Source organism: Leifsonia sp. GW821-FHT13C09 (assembly GCF_058806435.1).
On the sequence record NZ_JBXAPS010000002.1, the window covers coordinates 291,374 to 305,879 of the forward strand.

The 14,506-nt window shown below is 70.6% G+C and carries 12 protein-coding genes and 1 pseudogene; 4 read left to right on the forward strand and 9 right to left on the reverse strand.

Annotation, left to right across the window (positions count from 1 at the left end):
- Nucleotides 1-7: 7 nt before the first annotated feature.
- The 4 genes and pseudogenes from AC1ROW_RS09480 to AC1ROW_RS09495 form a co-directional block, all read right to left on the reverse strand.
- Nucleotides 8-1,402: a UDP-glucose dehydrogenase family protein gene (locus AC1ROW_RS09480; protein WP_493018634.1), complete on the reverse strand. Its 1,395-nt coding sequence runs from the start codon at nucleotides 1,400-1,402 to the stop codon at nucleotides 8-10.
- A 17-nt stretch (nucleotides 1,403-1,419) separates the two neighbouring features.
- Nucleotides 1,420-2,913 carry a glycoside hydrolase family 26 protein gene (locus AC1ROW_RS09485; RefSeq protein ID WP_493018635.1) on the reverse strand — a complete coding sequence of 498 codons (1,494 nt, stop codon included), beginning with the start codon at nucleotides 2,911-2,913 and terminating at the stop codon, nucleotides 1,420-1,422.
- The gene (locus tag AC1ROW_RS09490) at nucleotides 2,906-4,438 is read right to left on the reverse strand and encodes a glycosyltransferase family 2 protein (protein WP_493018636.1); all 1,533 of its coding nucleotides are present in this window, start codon (nucleotides 4,436-4,438) and stop codon (nucleotides 2,906-2,908) included. Before AC1ROW_RS09490 ends, AC1ROW_RS09485 begins: the two co-directional genes overlap by 8 nt.
- Before the next feature lie 984 nt (nucleotides 4,439-5,422).
- Nucleotides 5,423-5,734 (reverse strand): annotated as a pseudogene (locus tag AC1ROW_RS09495) (UBP-type zinc finger domain-containing protein); the annotation flags it as partial.
- Between the two features lie 135 nt (nucleotides 5,735-5,869).
- On the opposite strand from AC1ROW_RS09495, the gene AC1ROW_RS09500 reads away from it, so the two are divergent.
- The gene (locus AC1ROW_RS09500) at nucleotides 5,870-6,862 is read left to right on the forward strand and encodes a CorA family divalent cation transporter (protein WP_493018637.1); all 993 of its coding nucleotides are present in this window, start codon (nucleotides 5,870-5,872) and stop codon (nucleotides 6,860-6,862) included.
- Nucleotides 6,863-6,987: 125 nt separating this feature from the next.
- Nucleotides 6,988-7,578, forward strand: a complete 591-nt coding sequence (locus AC1ROW_RS09505; protein ID WP_493019011.1) for a nitroreductase family protein — start codon at nucleotides 6,988-6,990, stop codon at nucleotides 7,576-7,578.
- Nucleotides 7,579-7,665: 87 nt separating this feature from the next.
- Here the strand turns inward: AC1ROW_RS09505 and AC1ROW_RS09510 are convergent, their stop codons facing one another.
- Nucleotides 7,666-8,715 (reverse strand): zinc-dependent alcohol dehydrogenase family protein, encoded by a 1,050-nt coding sequence (locus AC1ROW_RS09510; RefSeq protein WP_493018638.1) that lies wholly within the window; start codon nucleotides 8,713-8,715, stop codon nucleotides 7,666-7,668.
- A 128-nt stretch (nucleotides 8,716-8,843) separates the two neighbouring features.
- Between AC1ROW_RS09510 and AC1ROW_RS09515 the strand changes: the two genes are divergently transcribed.
- Nucleotides 8,844-9,467: a GNAT family N-acetyltransferase gene (locus tag AC1ROW_RS09515; protein WP_493018639.1), complete on the forward strand. Its 624-nt coding sequence runs from the start codon at nucleotides 8,844-8,846 to the stop codon at nucleotides 9,465-9,467.
- 77 nt (nucleotides 9,468-9,544) lie between these two features.
- On the opposite strand, the gene AC1ROW_RS09520 is transcribed toward AC1ROW_RS09515, so the two are convergent.
- Nucleotides 9,545-11,698, reverse strand: a complete 2,154-nt coding sequence (locus tag AC1ROW_RS09520; RefSeq protein ID WP_493018640.1) for an ATP-dependent Clp protease ATP-binding subunit — start codon at nucleotides 11,696-11,698, stop codon at nucleotides 9,545-9,547.
- Nucleotides 11,699-11,797: 99 nt separating this feature from the next.
- Here AC1ROW_RS09520 and AC1ROW_RS09525 point away from each other — a divergent pair, with 99 nt between their 5' ends.
- Nucleotides 11,798-12,166, forward strand: a complete 369-nt coding sequence (locus AC1ROW_RS09525; RefSeq protein ID WP_493018641.1) for a hypothetical protein — start codon at nucleotides 11,798-11,800, stop codon at nucleotides 12,164-12,166.
- 146 nt (nucleotides 12,167-12,312) lie between these two features.
- Here the strand turns inward: AC1ROW_RS09525 and AC1ROW_RS09530 are convergent, their stop codons facing one another.
- From AC1ROW_RS09530 to AC1ROW_RS09540, 3 genes are all read right to left on the reverse strand, one after another.
- On the reverse strand, nucleotides 12,313-12,963 hold the full coding sequence (locus AC1ROW_RS09530; protein WP_493018642.1) for a copper resistance CopC family protein: 651 nt from the start codon (nucleotides 12,961-12,963) through the stop codon (nucleotides 12,313-12,315).
- Between the two features lies 1 nt (nucleotide 12,964).
- The gene (locus tag AC1ROW_RS09535; protein ID WP_493018643.1) at nucleotides 12,965-13,738 is read right to left on the reverse strand and encodes a YcnI family copper-binding membrane protein; all 774 of its coding nucleotides are present in this window, start codon (nucleotides 13,736-13,738) and stop codon (nucleotides 12,965-12,967) included.
- 88 nt (nucleotides 13,739-13,826) lie between these two features.
- On the reverse strand, nucleotides 13,827-14,489 hold the full coding sequence (locus tag AC1ROW_RS09540; protein WP_493018644.1) for a hypothetical protein: 663 nt from the start codon (nucleotides 14,487-14,489) through the stop codon (nucleotides 13,827-13,829).
- Between the last annotated feature and the right edge of the window lie 17 nt (nucleotides 14,490-14,506).

Below are 14,506 nucleotides of genomic sequence, written 5' to 3' on the forward strand. Positions count from 1 at the left end.
AGGGACGTCAGTGGATGGGGAGGGCGTCGGGGACGAGCGACGCGGAGGCGGGGACGCGGCCCATGCCGAGGACGGTCCAGCCCGCGGCGTTCCAGGCCGCCTCGTCCAGGCAGTTGCGGGCGTCGATCACGGTCGCGCCCGCCGTCAGCGCGCGCACCGCCGCCGGGTCGGCGCCGGTGAACTCGTCCCACTCGGTGAGGACGACGGTGAGATCGGCCCCGGTGAGCGCGTCCTCCATCGAGTCCGCGTAGCCGAGGGTCGGGAAGAGCCGCTGCGCGGTTCCGCGCGCCTGCGGGTCGTACACGACGACCTGCGCGCCGCGCAGGTGCAGGGCAGCGGCGACGTTGAGCGCCGGCGAGTCGCGGACGTCGTCGGTGTGCGGCTTGAAGGCGGCGCCGAGCACGCCGATCCGGCGGTTGAGCACCGAGCCGCCGAGCGCCTGGAGGGCCAGGTCGATCACGCGTTGCCTGCGGCCCATGTTGATCTCGTCCACCTGCTGCAGGAGGCCGACCGCGGCGTGCGCGCCGAGTTCGTTAGAGCGGTGCATCAGCGCGCGGATGTCCTTCGGGAGGCAGCCGCCGCCGAAACCGAGACCCGCGTTGAGGAACTGGCGCCCGATCCGGGAGTCATGGCCGAGCGCGTCGGCCAGGAGGGCCACATCGGCTCCCGCGGCGTCGCACACCTCCGCGATGGCGTTGATGAACGAGATCTTGGTGGCCAGGAAGGCGTTCGCGCTCACCTTCACCAGCTCGGCGGTCGGGAGGTCGGCGACCAGCACCGGTGTCCCGTCAGCGATCGGCTTCGCGTAGACGCGGCGGAGAACGGCCTCCGACCGCTCCGAGGTGCCACCGAACACGAGCCGGTCGGGCCGCATGGTGTCGTCGACCGCCTTGCCTTCGCGGAGGAACTCGGGGTTCCAGACGAGTTCGGCGTCGACGCCCGCCGGCGCGGCCTCCGCCACGATCGCCCGCAGGCGCGCGCCGGTGCCGACCGGCACGGTCGACTTGCCGACGATCAGCGCCTCATGCGTGAGCGCGGCGGCGATACCGCGGGTGGCGGCCTCGACGTAGCTCAGGTTGGCGGCGAACGAGCCGGACTGCTGCGGCGTCCCCACGCAGATGAAGTGCACGTCGGAGGCGGCGACGGCCTCCGCGAGGTCGGTCGTGAAGCGCAGCCGCCCGGCCGCGACGTTCGAGCGGATGAGCTCGGGCAGGCCAGGCTCGAAGAACGGCGCCCTGCCTTCGGTGAGCTCGGCGACCTTGTGCGGGTCGGTGTCGACGCCGATGACGTCGAAGCCGAGCTCGGCCATCGCGGCGGCGTGCGTCGCGCCGAGGTAGCCGGTGCCGATCACGCTGATGCGCGGGGCGGGCAGGTCCTTCTGAGGCTTCTTGCTGGTGGTCATGTCGATTCCTTCCGGGGTCACGGTGCCGGGGTGAGGGTGAAGTCGTCTTCCGGTCGGGTGAGGCCGGCGATGAACGCCGACAGCGAGTCCGAGCGGGAGTCGATGCGCCAGTCGTTGGTGGCGCGCACGCCTTCGACGTAGCTGGTCACGGCGAGGTTGAACCAGGAGAACCCGATGATGTCGGAGTTCTCCGGCTTGGCGAGACCTTGGAAGAAAGAGGTGATCCAGGCGGGCTTGTGGCCGTCCGTCTCGGACGCGCCGACCTCCGCGAGCAGGATCGGTTTCTTCGTGATCGCGCGCAACGCATCCAGGCTCGGCTTGAACGTGTAGTCGAAGCTGAAGTCGTTGTCGGACTTGTACGGCGGGCGCAGGTACCCGGAGACTCCCACCCAGTCCACGTACTGGTCGCCCGGGTACAGGGCATCCAGGTAGCCGGGCACCTTGTGCGAGGCCGGGAGGTTGTTGACGATGTTCGGAGCCCACACCCAGACGACGAGGTCGTTCGCACCCTCCTGCTGGAAGATGTCGTGGACGTGTCGCCACATCTTCACGTAGTCGCCCGGGCTGTTGCCGTTGATGGACTTGCCCGCTCCGTCGGTCTCCGACCACGGGTACCAGATGCCGTTCATCTCGTGGTCGAGCCGGATCGCGAGCGGGAGGCCGCTCGCGACGACGTCCTTGGCGTACTGATGCAGGTAGGCGTCGAAGCCCCCGTTGATGATCTTCGGGAGGGAGTAGTCGGGAGCAGAGTTGGACGAGTTGTCCGCGCTGATGGGGCGCGACTCCCAGGTCATCATCGGCATCCGGCCCTGCTGCCAGGCGCGTTTCACCGCGTCGGCCCGGAACGTCTGGTCCCAGCCCTGGAAGTAGCCGACCAGGTTCGGGGAGACGCCGATCTTCTTGCTGGTGGCGTCGAAGCTCGCCCAGTTGAAGGGCGCCTGGTCGGTGTACATGCCGAAGTAGCGGGTCGCCGGGTTCAGGAGGCCGGCGCGCGCCGGAGCGGTGATCGGCGTGGTGGCACTGCCGGAGGAGCCCGACGACCCCGCCTTGACGGACACCGTCGCACCGGTCGAGCCCGCGGATGGGTGGCCGGCCTTGGCCTGCGCTGCGGCGAGCTGCGCCTTGACGCTCGCGAGCTCGCTCTGCGCGGCCTGCGCCTTCTGCTGCGCGGCGGCGAGTTGCTTGGCGGCGCCGGCCTGCGCCGCGAGCGACTCGGCCTGCATCGCCGTCATCTTGCCCTTCTGGGAGGCGATGGTCTGCGTGGCGCGGTCGAGGTTGCGCCGGAGCTCCGCGTTCTGCGTGGCGAACGGCGTCACGGTCTCGGTGGCGTCGGCGACGGCCTCCCGCAGGGGGGCGCTGCTGGGCGAAACCCACACGTACGCGGAAATGCCGACGAGGGTCACGGCGAGCACGAGGAAGGCGGCCAGGGTCGCCTGCGAGCGGGACTTGGGCTGGGCCCACCAGCTGTGGGCTCGGCCGGCGACGCGGCCGGTGAAGGTCGGGCTAGACAAGGAACAGGGCCTCCAGGGTCAGGATCGCGATGCCGATCACGTACGGGATGGCGGCGAGCGGGTTCAGCCGGCGCCGACGGCGGGTGGTCTTCGTCGCGGTCGTGGTGGCCGCCTTCACCTGCGCTCGGGTCGCGACGGCGGTGGTCGGGCGGGTGGCGGTGGCGAGCGCGGTCGTCGACGTAACGCCGCCGACAGCATCCGGCAGGTCGAGCGCCGGCGCGCTGGTGGTCGTCGTGCCGAGCGCGGCGATCTCGTCGTCCGAGCTGATCTCGCCCGGCCCTCCCGCGTACGCCCCGGCACGGGTCCCCCAGCCGCTGGCGTGCGCCATCCGGAAGAATCCGAGCAGCCGGATCGGCATGAGGAAGAACGTCGAGACGATGATGAAGACCGGCAGCCGGAAGAAGTCGCTCGGCTTCTCCGAGAGGTGCCGGATCTGCCGGATGGACATGCTGATGACCGACGACGCGACCATCAGCGCCGCCACCGTGAGGATGCCGCCCTGGATGCCGTAGGACTTCAGGAAGCCCTCGTAGAAGTTGTAGCCCTCGCCGGTGATCGACCGGTAGACCCAGCCGCCCATGACGCCTGCGAGGATGAACGGCAGCAGGATGTCCATCACGAAGAAGAACGCCAGGATCGGCGCGTGGCCGAGCATCCACGGGAGCATCCGCATCGTGTTGTACTGGCTGCCGCGCGCCCAGCGGAGCTGCTGCTTGAACAGCTTCTTCACCTTCAGCGGGGCGTCCGTGTAGCAGAGGCTGGTGTGCTGGTAGACGGTGCGGTAGCCCTCCTTCAGCGTGAGGTTCGTAAGGGTGCGGTCGTCGGAGACCTCCAGGAACACGCCGAGGAACTTCTCGGTCATGAACTTGTCCATGACGCGCATCAGGATCGAGCGCCGGAAGGCGATGGTCCGCCCGGGCAGGCAGCCGATCTGGCCGACCACGCTCTGCGCGGGCATCGAGTAGAGCGCCCGCGAGTTCTCCAGCCAGTCGGCCCAGCGGGTGATCCAGCTCCGCTCGGGCTCCAGGATGCGCTGCTTGGTGGTGACGCCGCCGACGCGCTCGTCGGCGAACGGCTTGACCAGCTCGCTGAGGGTGTCCTGCGTCCAGACGGTGTCGGAGTCGACCAGGACGGTGATCTCGCCGGTGGACATCCGCGTCCCGATCATCACGGCGTTGCGCTTGCCCGGGATGGGCGTGTGCACCCAGCGCACCAGCGGGGCGAACTCCTCGCAGACCTCCGCCAGCTCCGGGTTGGGGGCGCCGTTGATGACGACGATGATCTCGCCCGGCTTCTGCTCGACCATGCGGCCGAGCACGTCGCGGAACAGGTCGAGCGGTTCGTCCACGACCGGGACGACCACGCTGGTCGTGCCGTGGAACTCGCCGGTGTACGGGCGGTAGCGACGCGACATCAGCACTTTGACGATCCAGATGACCCAGATCAGCGCGGAGTAGATGGCGAACAGGTAGAACTCGGGATGGCCGCCGAGCATGTGCCGCAGTTGCAGCAGGAAGATGAACACGAGACAGGCCTCTCGGGGTGCTGAAGGGGATGGCATCCACGGCGGTGGGGATCTGGTCGGTTCGGGTGGTCCTAGTTGTACGGGTCCTCATGAACGACCCGCAAGTGGGGGTGGAACGGACTTGACGCCGCGTCGCCGATCTGCATCCGGGGGACATGTCCGCCGAGATGCCGACACGCAGTGCCACCCCTTCGAGGACCACAGGAACCCCAGGTCAACGCAGCGATCCGTGAGCGCAGGCCCGGGCGCGTGGCCGACGGAGGCCGGCATTTCTGTACCCCGATGAGGCCGAGAAAGCGCTCTCTATGAGGTTACGAAGATTTACACGCATGACACACAGCGTTCACACGGGAGGGCGGTTTCGCGGCCTCCCCTGACCGCGCGGACGGGCCTACTGCGATCGCCTCCGCCGGGGCTATCCTGACGCCGTGAGCGCAGACGCCGGTTTCGCACCCCGCACCGCACAACGCGGTGGGCCAGCGCGGACGCGTCGCCGCGTCGCTGCAGCACTCGTCGGAGTGGCCGTGCTGGGGCTCCTGGCCGGCTGCGACCTGATCGCCCCGCAGGACACGAAGTACATCCAGGAGACGGCGGACGGCGTGAACGGCGACATCGGCTCGATCTTCATCGGCGACGCCGTGCTGCTGACGGCGCAATCGTCGTCGCCGGTGAGCCTGGTCGCGACCCTCGTCAACCAGGGCAAGTCGACCGAGGACGTGCGCATCGTGACGTCGGCCGGGTCCCACACGGTGACGGTCAAGCCGGCCGAGTCGCTGCAGCTCGGCACACCCGAAGGCCAGGCGGTCACCTTCGGCGGTCTCGACGTGAAGCCGGGCGCCCTGGCGCCGGTGACGTTCCAGACGAGCACGGATGACCGAGACGCTCGAGGTCCCGGTGCTGGACGGGTCGCTGCCGCAATACCGGGATCTGGTGCCCTGAGCGCTGGGCCGGTCAGGTGCTGTGCCGGTCAGGCGCTGCGCCGGGTCAGCGGCGCGCTGCGAGCAGGGCCCTCCAATCGGCAGGCACGCGGTCGGCCGGCCCCGGAGTCGTCTGGGCGGCGGGACGGCTGTCCGGCGGCGCGAGGCGCGGGCCGTCCACGTACGCGTCGAGGGTGTAATCCCAGAACCAGTCCTCCCCCGGCTCGAAGCTCTGGGCGACCCGATGCCCGGTCGCGGCGGCGTGAGCGCGCGCGTGACGGGAGAGTGAGGAGTCGCAGCAGCCGACATGCCCGCACCCGGCGCAGCGGCGGAGGTGGGCCCACCACCCGCCGACGGCGTCGCAGTCGACGCAACCGGTGCGCCCACCGCCCGCAGAAGCGCCACCACAACTGGGGCGCTCCGCCGCCCCTTTCCTGAGAGCACCATCATCGTCGACCGGCGCCGACTCAGCGGGGAGGCCGTAGGTTGGAATGTCAGCCAACGAGGAGGTCGCGTGTCGCAGCAGGTTCAGGAGGGGTCGCTCCAGCTTAGGGGGACGCTCTTCGACGGAGACACGCGCACGGATGTCGCGTCGCTCGCCGACCTCATGGAGGAGTTGCAGACCTCGACCGCTTTCGGGTTCCTCGAGGTCCAGGATCCCGACCGGTTGCAGCTCGCCGAGCTCGCCGACCGGCTCGGTGCGCACGACCTCATGCACCCGCCCGCGTCGGCCTCCGCCGGGCACATGCCGCTGGTCGCGGGCGAGCACGTGCGACTCTCCACCCACCGGGTGCAGCTGGAGGAGCCGACGTTCCAGCTGGCCGTCGCGGACCTGCACATCTACGTGCTGCCGCGGTTGCTCATCCTCGACCACGACGGCGACTTCGACTTCGAGCCGCTGCGCGCGCGGCTGGCCACCGAGAAGCGCCACCGCGACCAGGGCGTCGGCTGGCTGCTGTGGATCGTGCTCGACCAGCTGCTCGGCGAGGCCGGCGCCGCCCTGAACGCGCTGGACGACGAGCTGGACGACATCGAGGACGTGCTGCTCGCCCCCGGCGCGAAGCCCGCCGTGATCCAGAACCGGGTGTACCAGCTGCGCAAGTCCGCCTCCCGCCTGCGCCGCTGCCTCCTGCCGCTGCGCGACGCCGTCGACGCCCTGCTGCGCCGCGAGGCCGACTGCGTCAGCCCGGCGCTGTTCCCGCTGTTCCAGGGTCTTTACGACCGGGGCGTGCACCACGTGGAGTGGGCGGATTCGCTGCGCGACCTGGTGACGGCGCTGTCCGACACGCAGATCGCGATGGAGGGCAACCGGCTCAACGTGATCATGAAGAAGGTGACGAGCTGGGCGGCGATCATCGCGGTCCCGGCGGCGGTCACCGGCTTCTACGGGCAGAACCTGCCGTACCCGGGCTTCAACACGATGGGCGGGCTGTGGATGTCGACGCTGCTGATGGTGGTCGGCTGCGGAGGGCTGTATGTGACGTTCAAGCGGAAGGATTGGCTGTAGCGCGACGCTTAGGAGACACGTCACCAAAATCCTGGAATACCCTCCCAGGTCCATGTGTTCACATGGACAGAAGAAGGCAATGGAGCCTCGTGATCCCGTTTTCCACCGTCGAGGAGTTCCACCCCATGTCGCTGACCGACACCGTCAACCGCACCGCCGACACGTCCTTCCCGCTGCTGCCCGCGCTCGCCGAGCGCTGGAGCCCGCGCGCCTTCGACACCGAGGCCGCGATCGACGAGGACAAGCTGACCGCCGCCCTGGAGGCCGCCCGCTGGTCGCCGTCCGCCAACAACTCCCAGCCGTGGCGCTTCATCGTCGCGCGGCGCGGCAGCGAGGCGTTCGACGCCATCGTCGCCAACCTGATGGGCTTCAACCAGGCGTGGGCCGGCGCGGCCGGCGCGCTCGTGGTCGCCCTCGCCGAGGTCGCCGACGCCGAGGGCAACGAGCGTCGCTGGGCCACCTACGACGTCGGCCAGGCCGTCGCGCACTTCACCGTCCAGGCCCACCACGACGGCCTGCACACCCACCAGATGGGCGGCTTCGACCCGGCCGGCATTCGCGCGGCGTTCGACGTCGAAGAGCGGTTCCTGCCGGTCTCCGTCACCGCCGTCGGCATGCTCGGCGACGTGGACGCGCTGCCGGAGCCGCTGCGCGAGCGCGAGCTCGCCCCGCGCACCCGCAACGCGCTCGACGAGGTCGTGCTCGTCAACTCCTGAGTCCTCCCGCCCCGCACAACGGAAGACCCGCACAACGGAAGAAGGGCACGTCGCGAAACGCGACGTGCCCTTCTTCCGTTGGGAGACCTACGGACGCACCAGCGTCTTGATCGCGCGGCGCTCGTCCATCGCGGCATACGCCTCGGCGATGTCCTCCAGCGGCACCTCCAGGTCGAAGACCTTGCCCGGCTCGATCGCGCCCGACCAGACGTCCTGCAGCAGTTCCTCCACGTAGTTGCGGACGGGGGCGACGCCCCCGTTCACGCCGACGTTGGTGTTGAACAGCGTGCGGATCGGCAGCTCGGCTCCGCCGTTCGGGACGCCGACGTAGCCGACCATCCCGCCCGGACGGGCGGAACGGATGGCCTGGTCCATCGACTCCTTGGTGCCGACGGCCTCCAGGACGCAGTCCGGGCCGATGCCGCCGAACAGCTCCTTCACGGCCGCGATGCCCTCCTCGCCGCGCTCGGCGACGATGTCGGTCGCGCCGAACTCGCGAGCCAGCGCCTGGCGCGACTCGTGGCGCGACATGGCCACGATGCGGGAGGCGCCGAGCCGCTTCGCCGCGAGGACGGCGCACAGGCCGACCGCGCCGTCGCCGACCACGACGACGGTGCTGCCCTCGGTCACACCCGCCGAGACCGCGGCGTGGTGGCCGGTGCCCATGACGTCCGACAGCGTGAGGAGGCTCGGGATGAGCTCCGCGCTCGGGTACTCCGGGGTCGCGACCAGCGAGCCGTCGGCGTGCGGGACGCGCACCTTCTGGCCCTGGCCGCCGTCGGCGAAGCCGCCGAGCCGGTCCTCGGCGCCCCACCAGCCGCCGTGAAGGCAGGAGGTGCTGACGCCGTTCTTGCAGTTCTGGCAGGTCATGTCGCAGTCGTAGAACGGCGCGATCACGAAGTCGCCGACCGAGATGGTCTTCACCTCGGGGCCGACTTCCTCCACGACGCCGACGAACTCGTGGCCGATCCGGCGCGGGGAGGCGGTCGGGGTCACGCCGCGGTACGGCCACAGGTCGGAACCGCAGACGCACGCCGCCACGACGCGCACGATGGCGTCTCCGCCGGTCGAGAGGACGGGGTCCGGGACTTCTTCGAGGCGCACATCGCGCTCTCCATGGATGATGGTCGCAAGCATGCCCTCCAGCCTACGCGCGGCGGGTGAATACCCCCTCTCTGCGGGCCAGAGGCCCGCCCGGCGGATGCTCTAAGCTCGCATCCGTGCTCCGCGGAAACCCGCCGCGACGAGCCGAGGAAGGATCGCCCGTGCCCGAGGTGTCGCGACGTGCCGTGACGGCGCTGCGCACGCTCGTGCTCGGGACGTCCGAGCTCGGCGCCGGCGAGCCGTGGCCCGCCCGGCTCCGCCCCGTCGAGGCGGTCGAGGCGGTCGGCGCGGCCGAGCCGAGGCCCGCGACGGCGCCTCCGGCGGTCCTGCCCGGCCGGGTGACGCTGAGAGCGGCGACGCCCGCCGACGAACCGTTCCTGCGGCGCGTCTTCCAGGACGCGCGCCGCTGGGAGTCCGGCGCCGGCGCTGCCGACCTCGACCCGTCCCTCGGCCTCAAATACCGGGCGCACTCGGCCGACCGGCGCGACCGCTACCCGGACGCCGAGACCTCCATCGTTCTGGAGGACGGCCAACCGGTCGGCACGGTCACGGTGCACGTCGACGACGGCCGCACGCACCTGGTGGCTCTCGCCGTGATCGCCGAGCGCCGACGCCGCGGGATCGCGTCCGCCGTGCTGACCGGACTGCTGGGCACGCACCACCGGCTCACCGTCACCGTCTGGGAGCGCAATCGCGCGGCGCAGCGGCTGTACGAGCGGCACGGCTTCGCCGTGGTCGCCGAGCAGTTCGGCTACCTGCTGATGGCGACGGAGGCCGACCGCTGAACGGCCGGCCCCGCCGAAGCGCCTAGGCCTGCTCCTCCGGGGGTCGGAGGGACCTTCAGCCCCAGCGCCTAGGCCCGCTACTCGCGGACCGGCGCGACCGTCAGCCGTTCGCCGGACGGGTCCAGGTCGACCCGCACCGTGTCGCCGTCGCGGATCTCGCCCGCGAGCAGCTCGGTTGCCAGCCGGTCCTCGATCTCGCGCTGCATCAGCCGGCGCAGCGGACGCGCCCCGTAGATCGGGTCGTAGCCGCGCTCGGCGAGCCAGCGCCGGGCGTCCGGGGTGACCGCCAGCTCCAGTCGGCGCTCCTCCAGCCGCCGCATCAGGCGGTCGATGTTGAGCTCCACGATCTCGCCGAGCTCCTCCTGGCTGAGCGCCGAGAACACGACGATGTCGTCGAGGCGGTTGACGAACTCGGGCTTGAACGCCTGGCGCACCATCTGCAGCACGGCCTCCTCGCGCTCGGTCTCGCTGAGCGTCGGGTCGACCAGGAAGTTGCTGCCGAGATTGGAGGTCAGGATCAGGATGGTGTTGCGGAAGTCGACCGTGCGACCCTGTCCGTCGGTGAGCCGGCCGTCGTCCAGAACCTGCAGCAGCACGTCGAAGACCTCGGGGTGGGCCTTCTCGACCTCGTCCAGCAGGATGACCGAGTACGGACGGCGCCGCACAGCCTCCGTCAGCTGGCCGCCCTGCTCGTAACCGACATAGCCGGGAGGGGCGCCGACGAGCCGCGAGACGGAGAACTTCTCCCCGTACTCGCTCATGTCGATGCGGACCATCGCCTTCTCGTCGTCGAACAGGAACGCGGCGAGCGCCTTCGCCAGCTCGGTCTTGCCGACGCCGGTCGGGCCGAGGAAGAGGAACGAACCGGTCGGACGTCCGGGGTCGGAGATGCCCGCCCTGGTGCGGCGCACCGCGTCGGCGACGGCTTGCACGGCCTTCTTCTGGCCGATGATGCGGCGGCCGAGCTCGTGCTCCAGGTTGAGCAGCTTCTCGGTCTCGCCCTGGGTGAGCCGATCGACCGGGATGCCGGTCCACGCGGCGACGACCGCGGCGATGTCGTCCGCGGTGACCTGCTCGTTCACCATGCGCGGGTGGCTGTGCTCGGCCTGCTCGGCCTCCGCCAGCTCGCGCTCGATGTTCGGGATGGTCTCGTACTCGATGCGGGAGGCCTCCTGATAGCGGCCGTCGCGCAGTGCGAGGTCGCGGCGGGTCTTCGCCTCTTCCAGCTCGGAGCGGAGCTCGCCGACCCGGTTGAGCGCGGCCTTCTCGGCGCGCCAGCGCTCCTGCAGCTCTTCGAGGGTGGCCTCCTGCTCGTGCAGGCGCTCGCGGAGCTGCTGGAGACGGTCCTTGCTGGCGTCGTCCTTCTCCTTCTTGAGCGCGAACTCCTCCAGCTTCATCCGCTCCACCTGGCGCTGCAGGGTGTCGATCTCCACCGGGGCGGAGTCGATCTCCATCTTGAGACGGCTGGCGGCCTCGTCGATGAGGTCGATCGCCTTGTCGGGGAGCTGCCGCGCCGTGATGTAGCGGTTGGAGAGGGAAGCTGCGGCGACGAGCGCGGAGTCCTCGATGGTGACGCCGTGGTGCGCCTCGTAGCGGCCCTTGAGCCCGCGCAGGATGGCGACGGTGTCCTCCACGCTGGGCTCGCCCACGTACACCTGCTGGAAGCGGCGCTCCAGGGCGGCGTCCTTCTCGATGAACTCGCGGTACTCGTTGAGAGTGGTCGCGCCGATCAGCCGCAGTTCACCGCGGGCCAGCATGGGCTTCAGCATGTTGGATGCCGCGACCGAGCCCTCCCCGCCGCCGGCGCCCATCAGGATATGCAGCTCGTCGACGAAGGTGATGATCTCGCCCTCGGCGTCGTTGATCTCCTTGAGGACGGCCTTCAGCCGCTCCTCGAACTGGCCGCGGTACATCGCGCCCGCCACCAGGGCGGACAGGTCGAGGGCGACCAGTTGCTTGCCCTTCAGCGAGTCGGCGACGTCGCCGGCGACGATGCGCTGGGCCAGGCCCTCCACGACCGCGGTCTTGCCGACGCCCGGCTCGCCGATGAGCACCGGGTTGTTCTTGGTGCGCCGGGTCAGCACCTGGCTGACGCGACGGATCTCGGCATCTCGCCCGATGACCGGGTCGAGTTTGCCGCTCTTGGCGATCTCGGTGAGGTTGATACCGTACTGTTCGAGCGCGCTCTTCGCGTCCTCCTGCGTGGACGGGGCGCCCTGCATGTTCGCCATGCTGGTGGGTTTCCTTTCGAAGTCCTGTGACAAAGTTGAGTCTAGTAGGCTCAACTTTGCTTCCGCCAGAGGTATTCCGATGCGACTACCCTGACTCCCATGATCGACCCGTTGGACGTGCGAGTGGTACTGCTCGACGGTCCGACCGCGGCCACGCTCGCGCAGATCCTCCCGCTGCTGCTGCTGACGCTCATGGTCGAACTGCGGCGGGTGGAGGTCCACCGGCGCGGGCGCATCCGCCTCACCCGTACCCTGCTGGCGCTGTTCTTCATCGCGTTCGGGATCGTGGAGACCGTACTCGTGATGTCGATCGACGGCACGTTCATCCCGTTCGAGTGGACCGACCTGGCGCTGGCGCTGCTGATCTTCGGGCTGCTCGGGCTGCTGTTCTGGCTGTCGCTCTTGGACGCGCCCAGCACCAGGAAGCGCGCGCACGACGACGCTCGCTCGGAGCACCCCCGGTCGTGACGTCGGCTCCGGAGGAGATCCGGGCCGATACGCCGCCGCCGAGCAGCCGACGGAGGAGATCGCTGCGGAGACGCGCCGCGACTCCTCCGTTCGCGCCGGGTGGGGAACGGAGGAGTCGCGGCGGTGGGAGGGGCTGATGTCCTCCGCTAGCTGCGGTCGGACGGGGTGTCGGGGCTGGACTCCTCCGTTGCCGACGGGCGCCTCCGTGTGAGGAGGAGGATGACGACTCCGATCACGGCCAGGGCCACGATGCCGATCGCGATGCCGATGACCAGGCCGAGGTTGTCGTCGGCCGCCTTGGTGGGCACGGCGGTGGACGCGGTCGAGGTCGGCGCGGGGGCGGCGACCGTGGTCGCGGACTTCGCGCAGCCCGGGGTGGCGCTGCCGGGGGCGGCCGACGTGCCGGCGGGCGGCTGGTAGGTGAAGCCGTAGGAGCCGGACACCGTGTGGCCGTCCGCGGAGACGACCTGCCAGTCGACCGTGTACGCGCCGGCGGCGCCGAGCGCGACCGGAGCCGAGACCGCGGTGTCGAGGATGGTCGGGCATCCCGTCTCGTAGTGCTTGCCGGCGCCGGTCACCCGGAGGACCGCGGACGAGCCGTCGCCGCCCAGGTCGAGTATGCGGTCGTTGAACGTCAGCTTCACCTGGGTCAGCGGCTCGGTCTGCGTGGAGCCGCTCGCGGGTGACGTAGCCACCAGATAGTCGTGGGCACTTGCGGTGACGGAGGGCGCCAGCGCCAGCGCGACGGTGGCCACGATGGCGCCGATCCCGGCGAGCACGCGCGTCGTTCTCGTCATCTCACTGCTCCTTCGTGGTAGCACGCGGCCGCCGGGTCACTGCGAACACCGCGACGACGAGCGCGATTGCGCCCAGCGCGAGGCCGCCGATGCCGAGGCCGATCGCGACGGCCGCGGCGCCGGGGGAGGCGGCGGCCGGCGCCGTCGCGGCGGAGGTCGCCAGCACGCGCGACGCTGAGCCGGCCGCCGGGGGCGCGTCGTTGATGTACACCGTGGGCGCGGGGTGCTCAGGCTCTGCGCCGGAGGCCGGCGTCGTCTGATCCCAGTTCACGACCGTCCCGTCCGAGTAGTACTGGTGGACCGGGAGGAGGATGCTGCCGGTGTCGGGCATCGCGCCCGCCGAGATCACGAACTGCTGGAACTGGCCCGGGGCGACCTGGACTCCGGACGCGGCCGTCCAGATGACCTTGACCGGGGCCTCGTTCACGGTCCCGTCGTCGGTCTTGATGGGCTTCGCGAGCTTCTCGGTGACGACCTGCGTGGTCCAGCCCGTGAGGGGCTGGTATGCGACCGAGCCCAGGGGCGTGTCGGTTGGGAGGTCGACCTCCAGCTTGACGGTGCCCGCGGACGCCGACTCGGTGGGGACCTTGAAGGTGAGGGTGGCGTAGCTGCCGGGTGCGGCCTGGTCCGGTCCGACGGTGACGTGCGCGCTGGCGGCGAGGGGGGCGGAGAGCGCGAGGGCGAGGGCGGCGACCGAGGCGGCGCCGGCGACGGCCCAGGTGCGGGTGCGGGAGGTGAGGGAGCGTGCGCGAGTGCGCGCGGAACTGCGGTTCATGGGTTCGTCCGATTTCTCGACCGCGCGGAGGCGGCCGGGTGGGGAGAGGGGGTGAGCCTGCCTTCCCCGGACGGCGACGAGCGAGCGTTCAGCCGGCCGGGACGACGACCCGCGGCGGCCCCCGGCGCCGCATCGCGCCGATCAGCGCCTCGACCCCGTGCAGGGTTGCGGGAGCAGTGTCGATCGGCGCGGAGACGCGGCCCAGCGCCACCGGCGTCACCGCAGCGACGCGGTCGACGAACCGGCGCAGCCGGAAGAACGTGAAGCGGGCGACTGCGAGCAGCGTCCGCTCGGCGTGCAGCAGCACGGCGATGGTCAGGGCGGCGGCCGCGGCGTGAGCCAGCCACATCCAGCCGTCCTCGCCCAAGAAGGTCGGGCCCAGGAAGGTCGGGCACAGGAAGGTCGGGCGGGCCGTCGCGGCGCCGGAGGCCGCGCCCGGCACCAGGGTGAGGTGCATGCCCGCGTGCAGATGCCCACCCATCGGCATCCCGCTGAAGCTCGCCGACGGGCTCAGCGTGAACAGGGCGTGGAAAAGGAACTGGCTGACCGCCACCGCCAGCGTCACACGCCAGAGCGCGACCCGCCGTCCGACGAGGACGATGCTCGCGAGCGACGAGAAGACGAGGCTGAGCGTGAGGGCGACGGCGCTCGGCGCCTCTCCGCCTCCCGCCATGTGGGACAGTGCGGCGACGAGCGTCGCGACGCCGGCGGCCGCGAAGCCGCGGACGACCCGTGCTCCGCGCGAACTCATGCGTCCCACTCTACGCG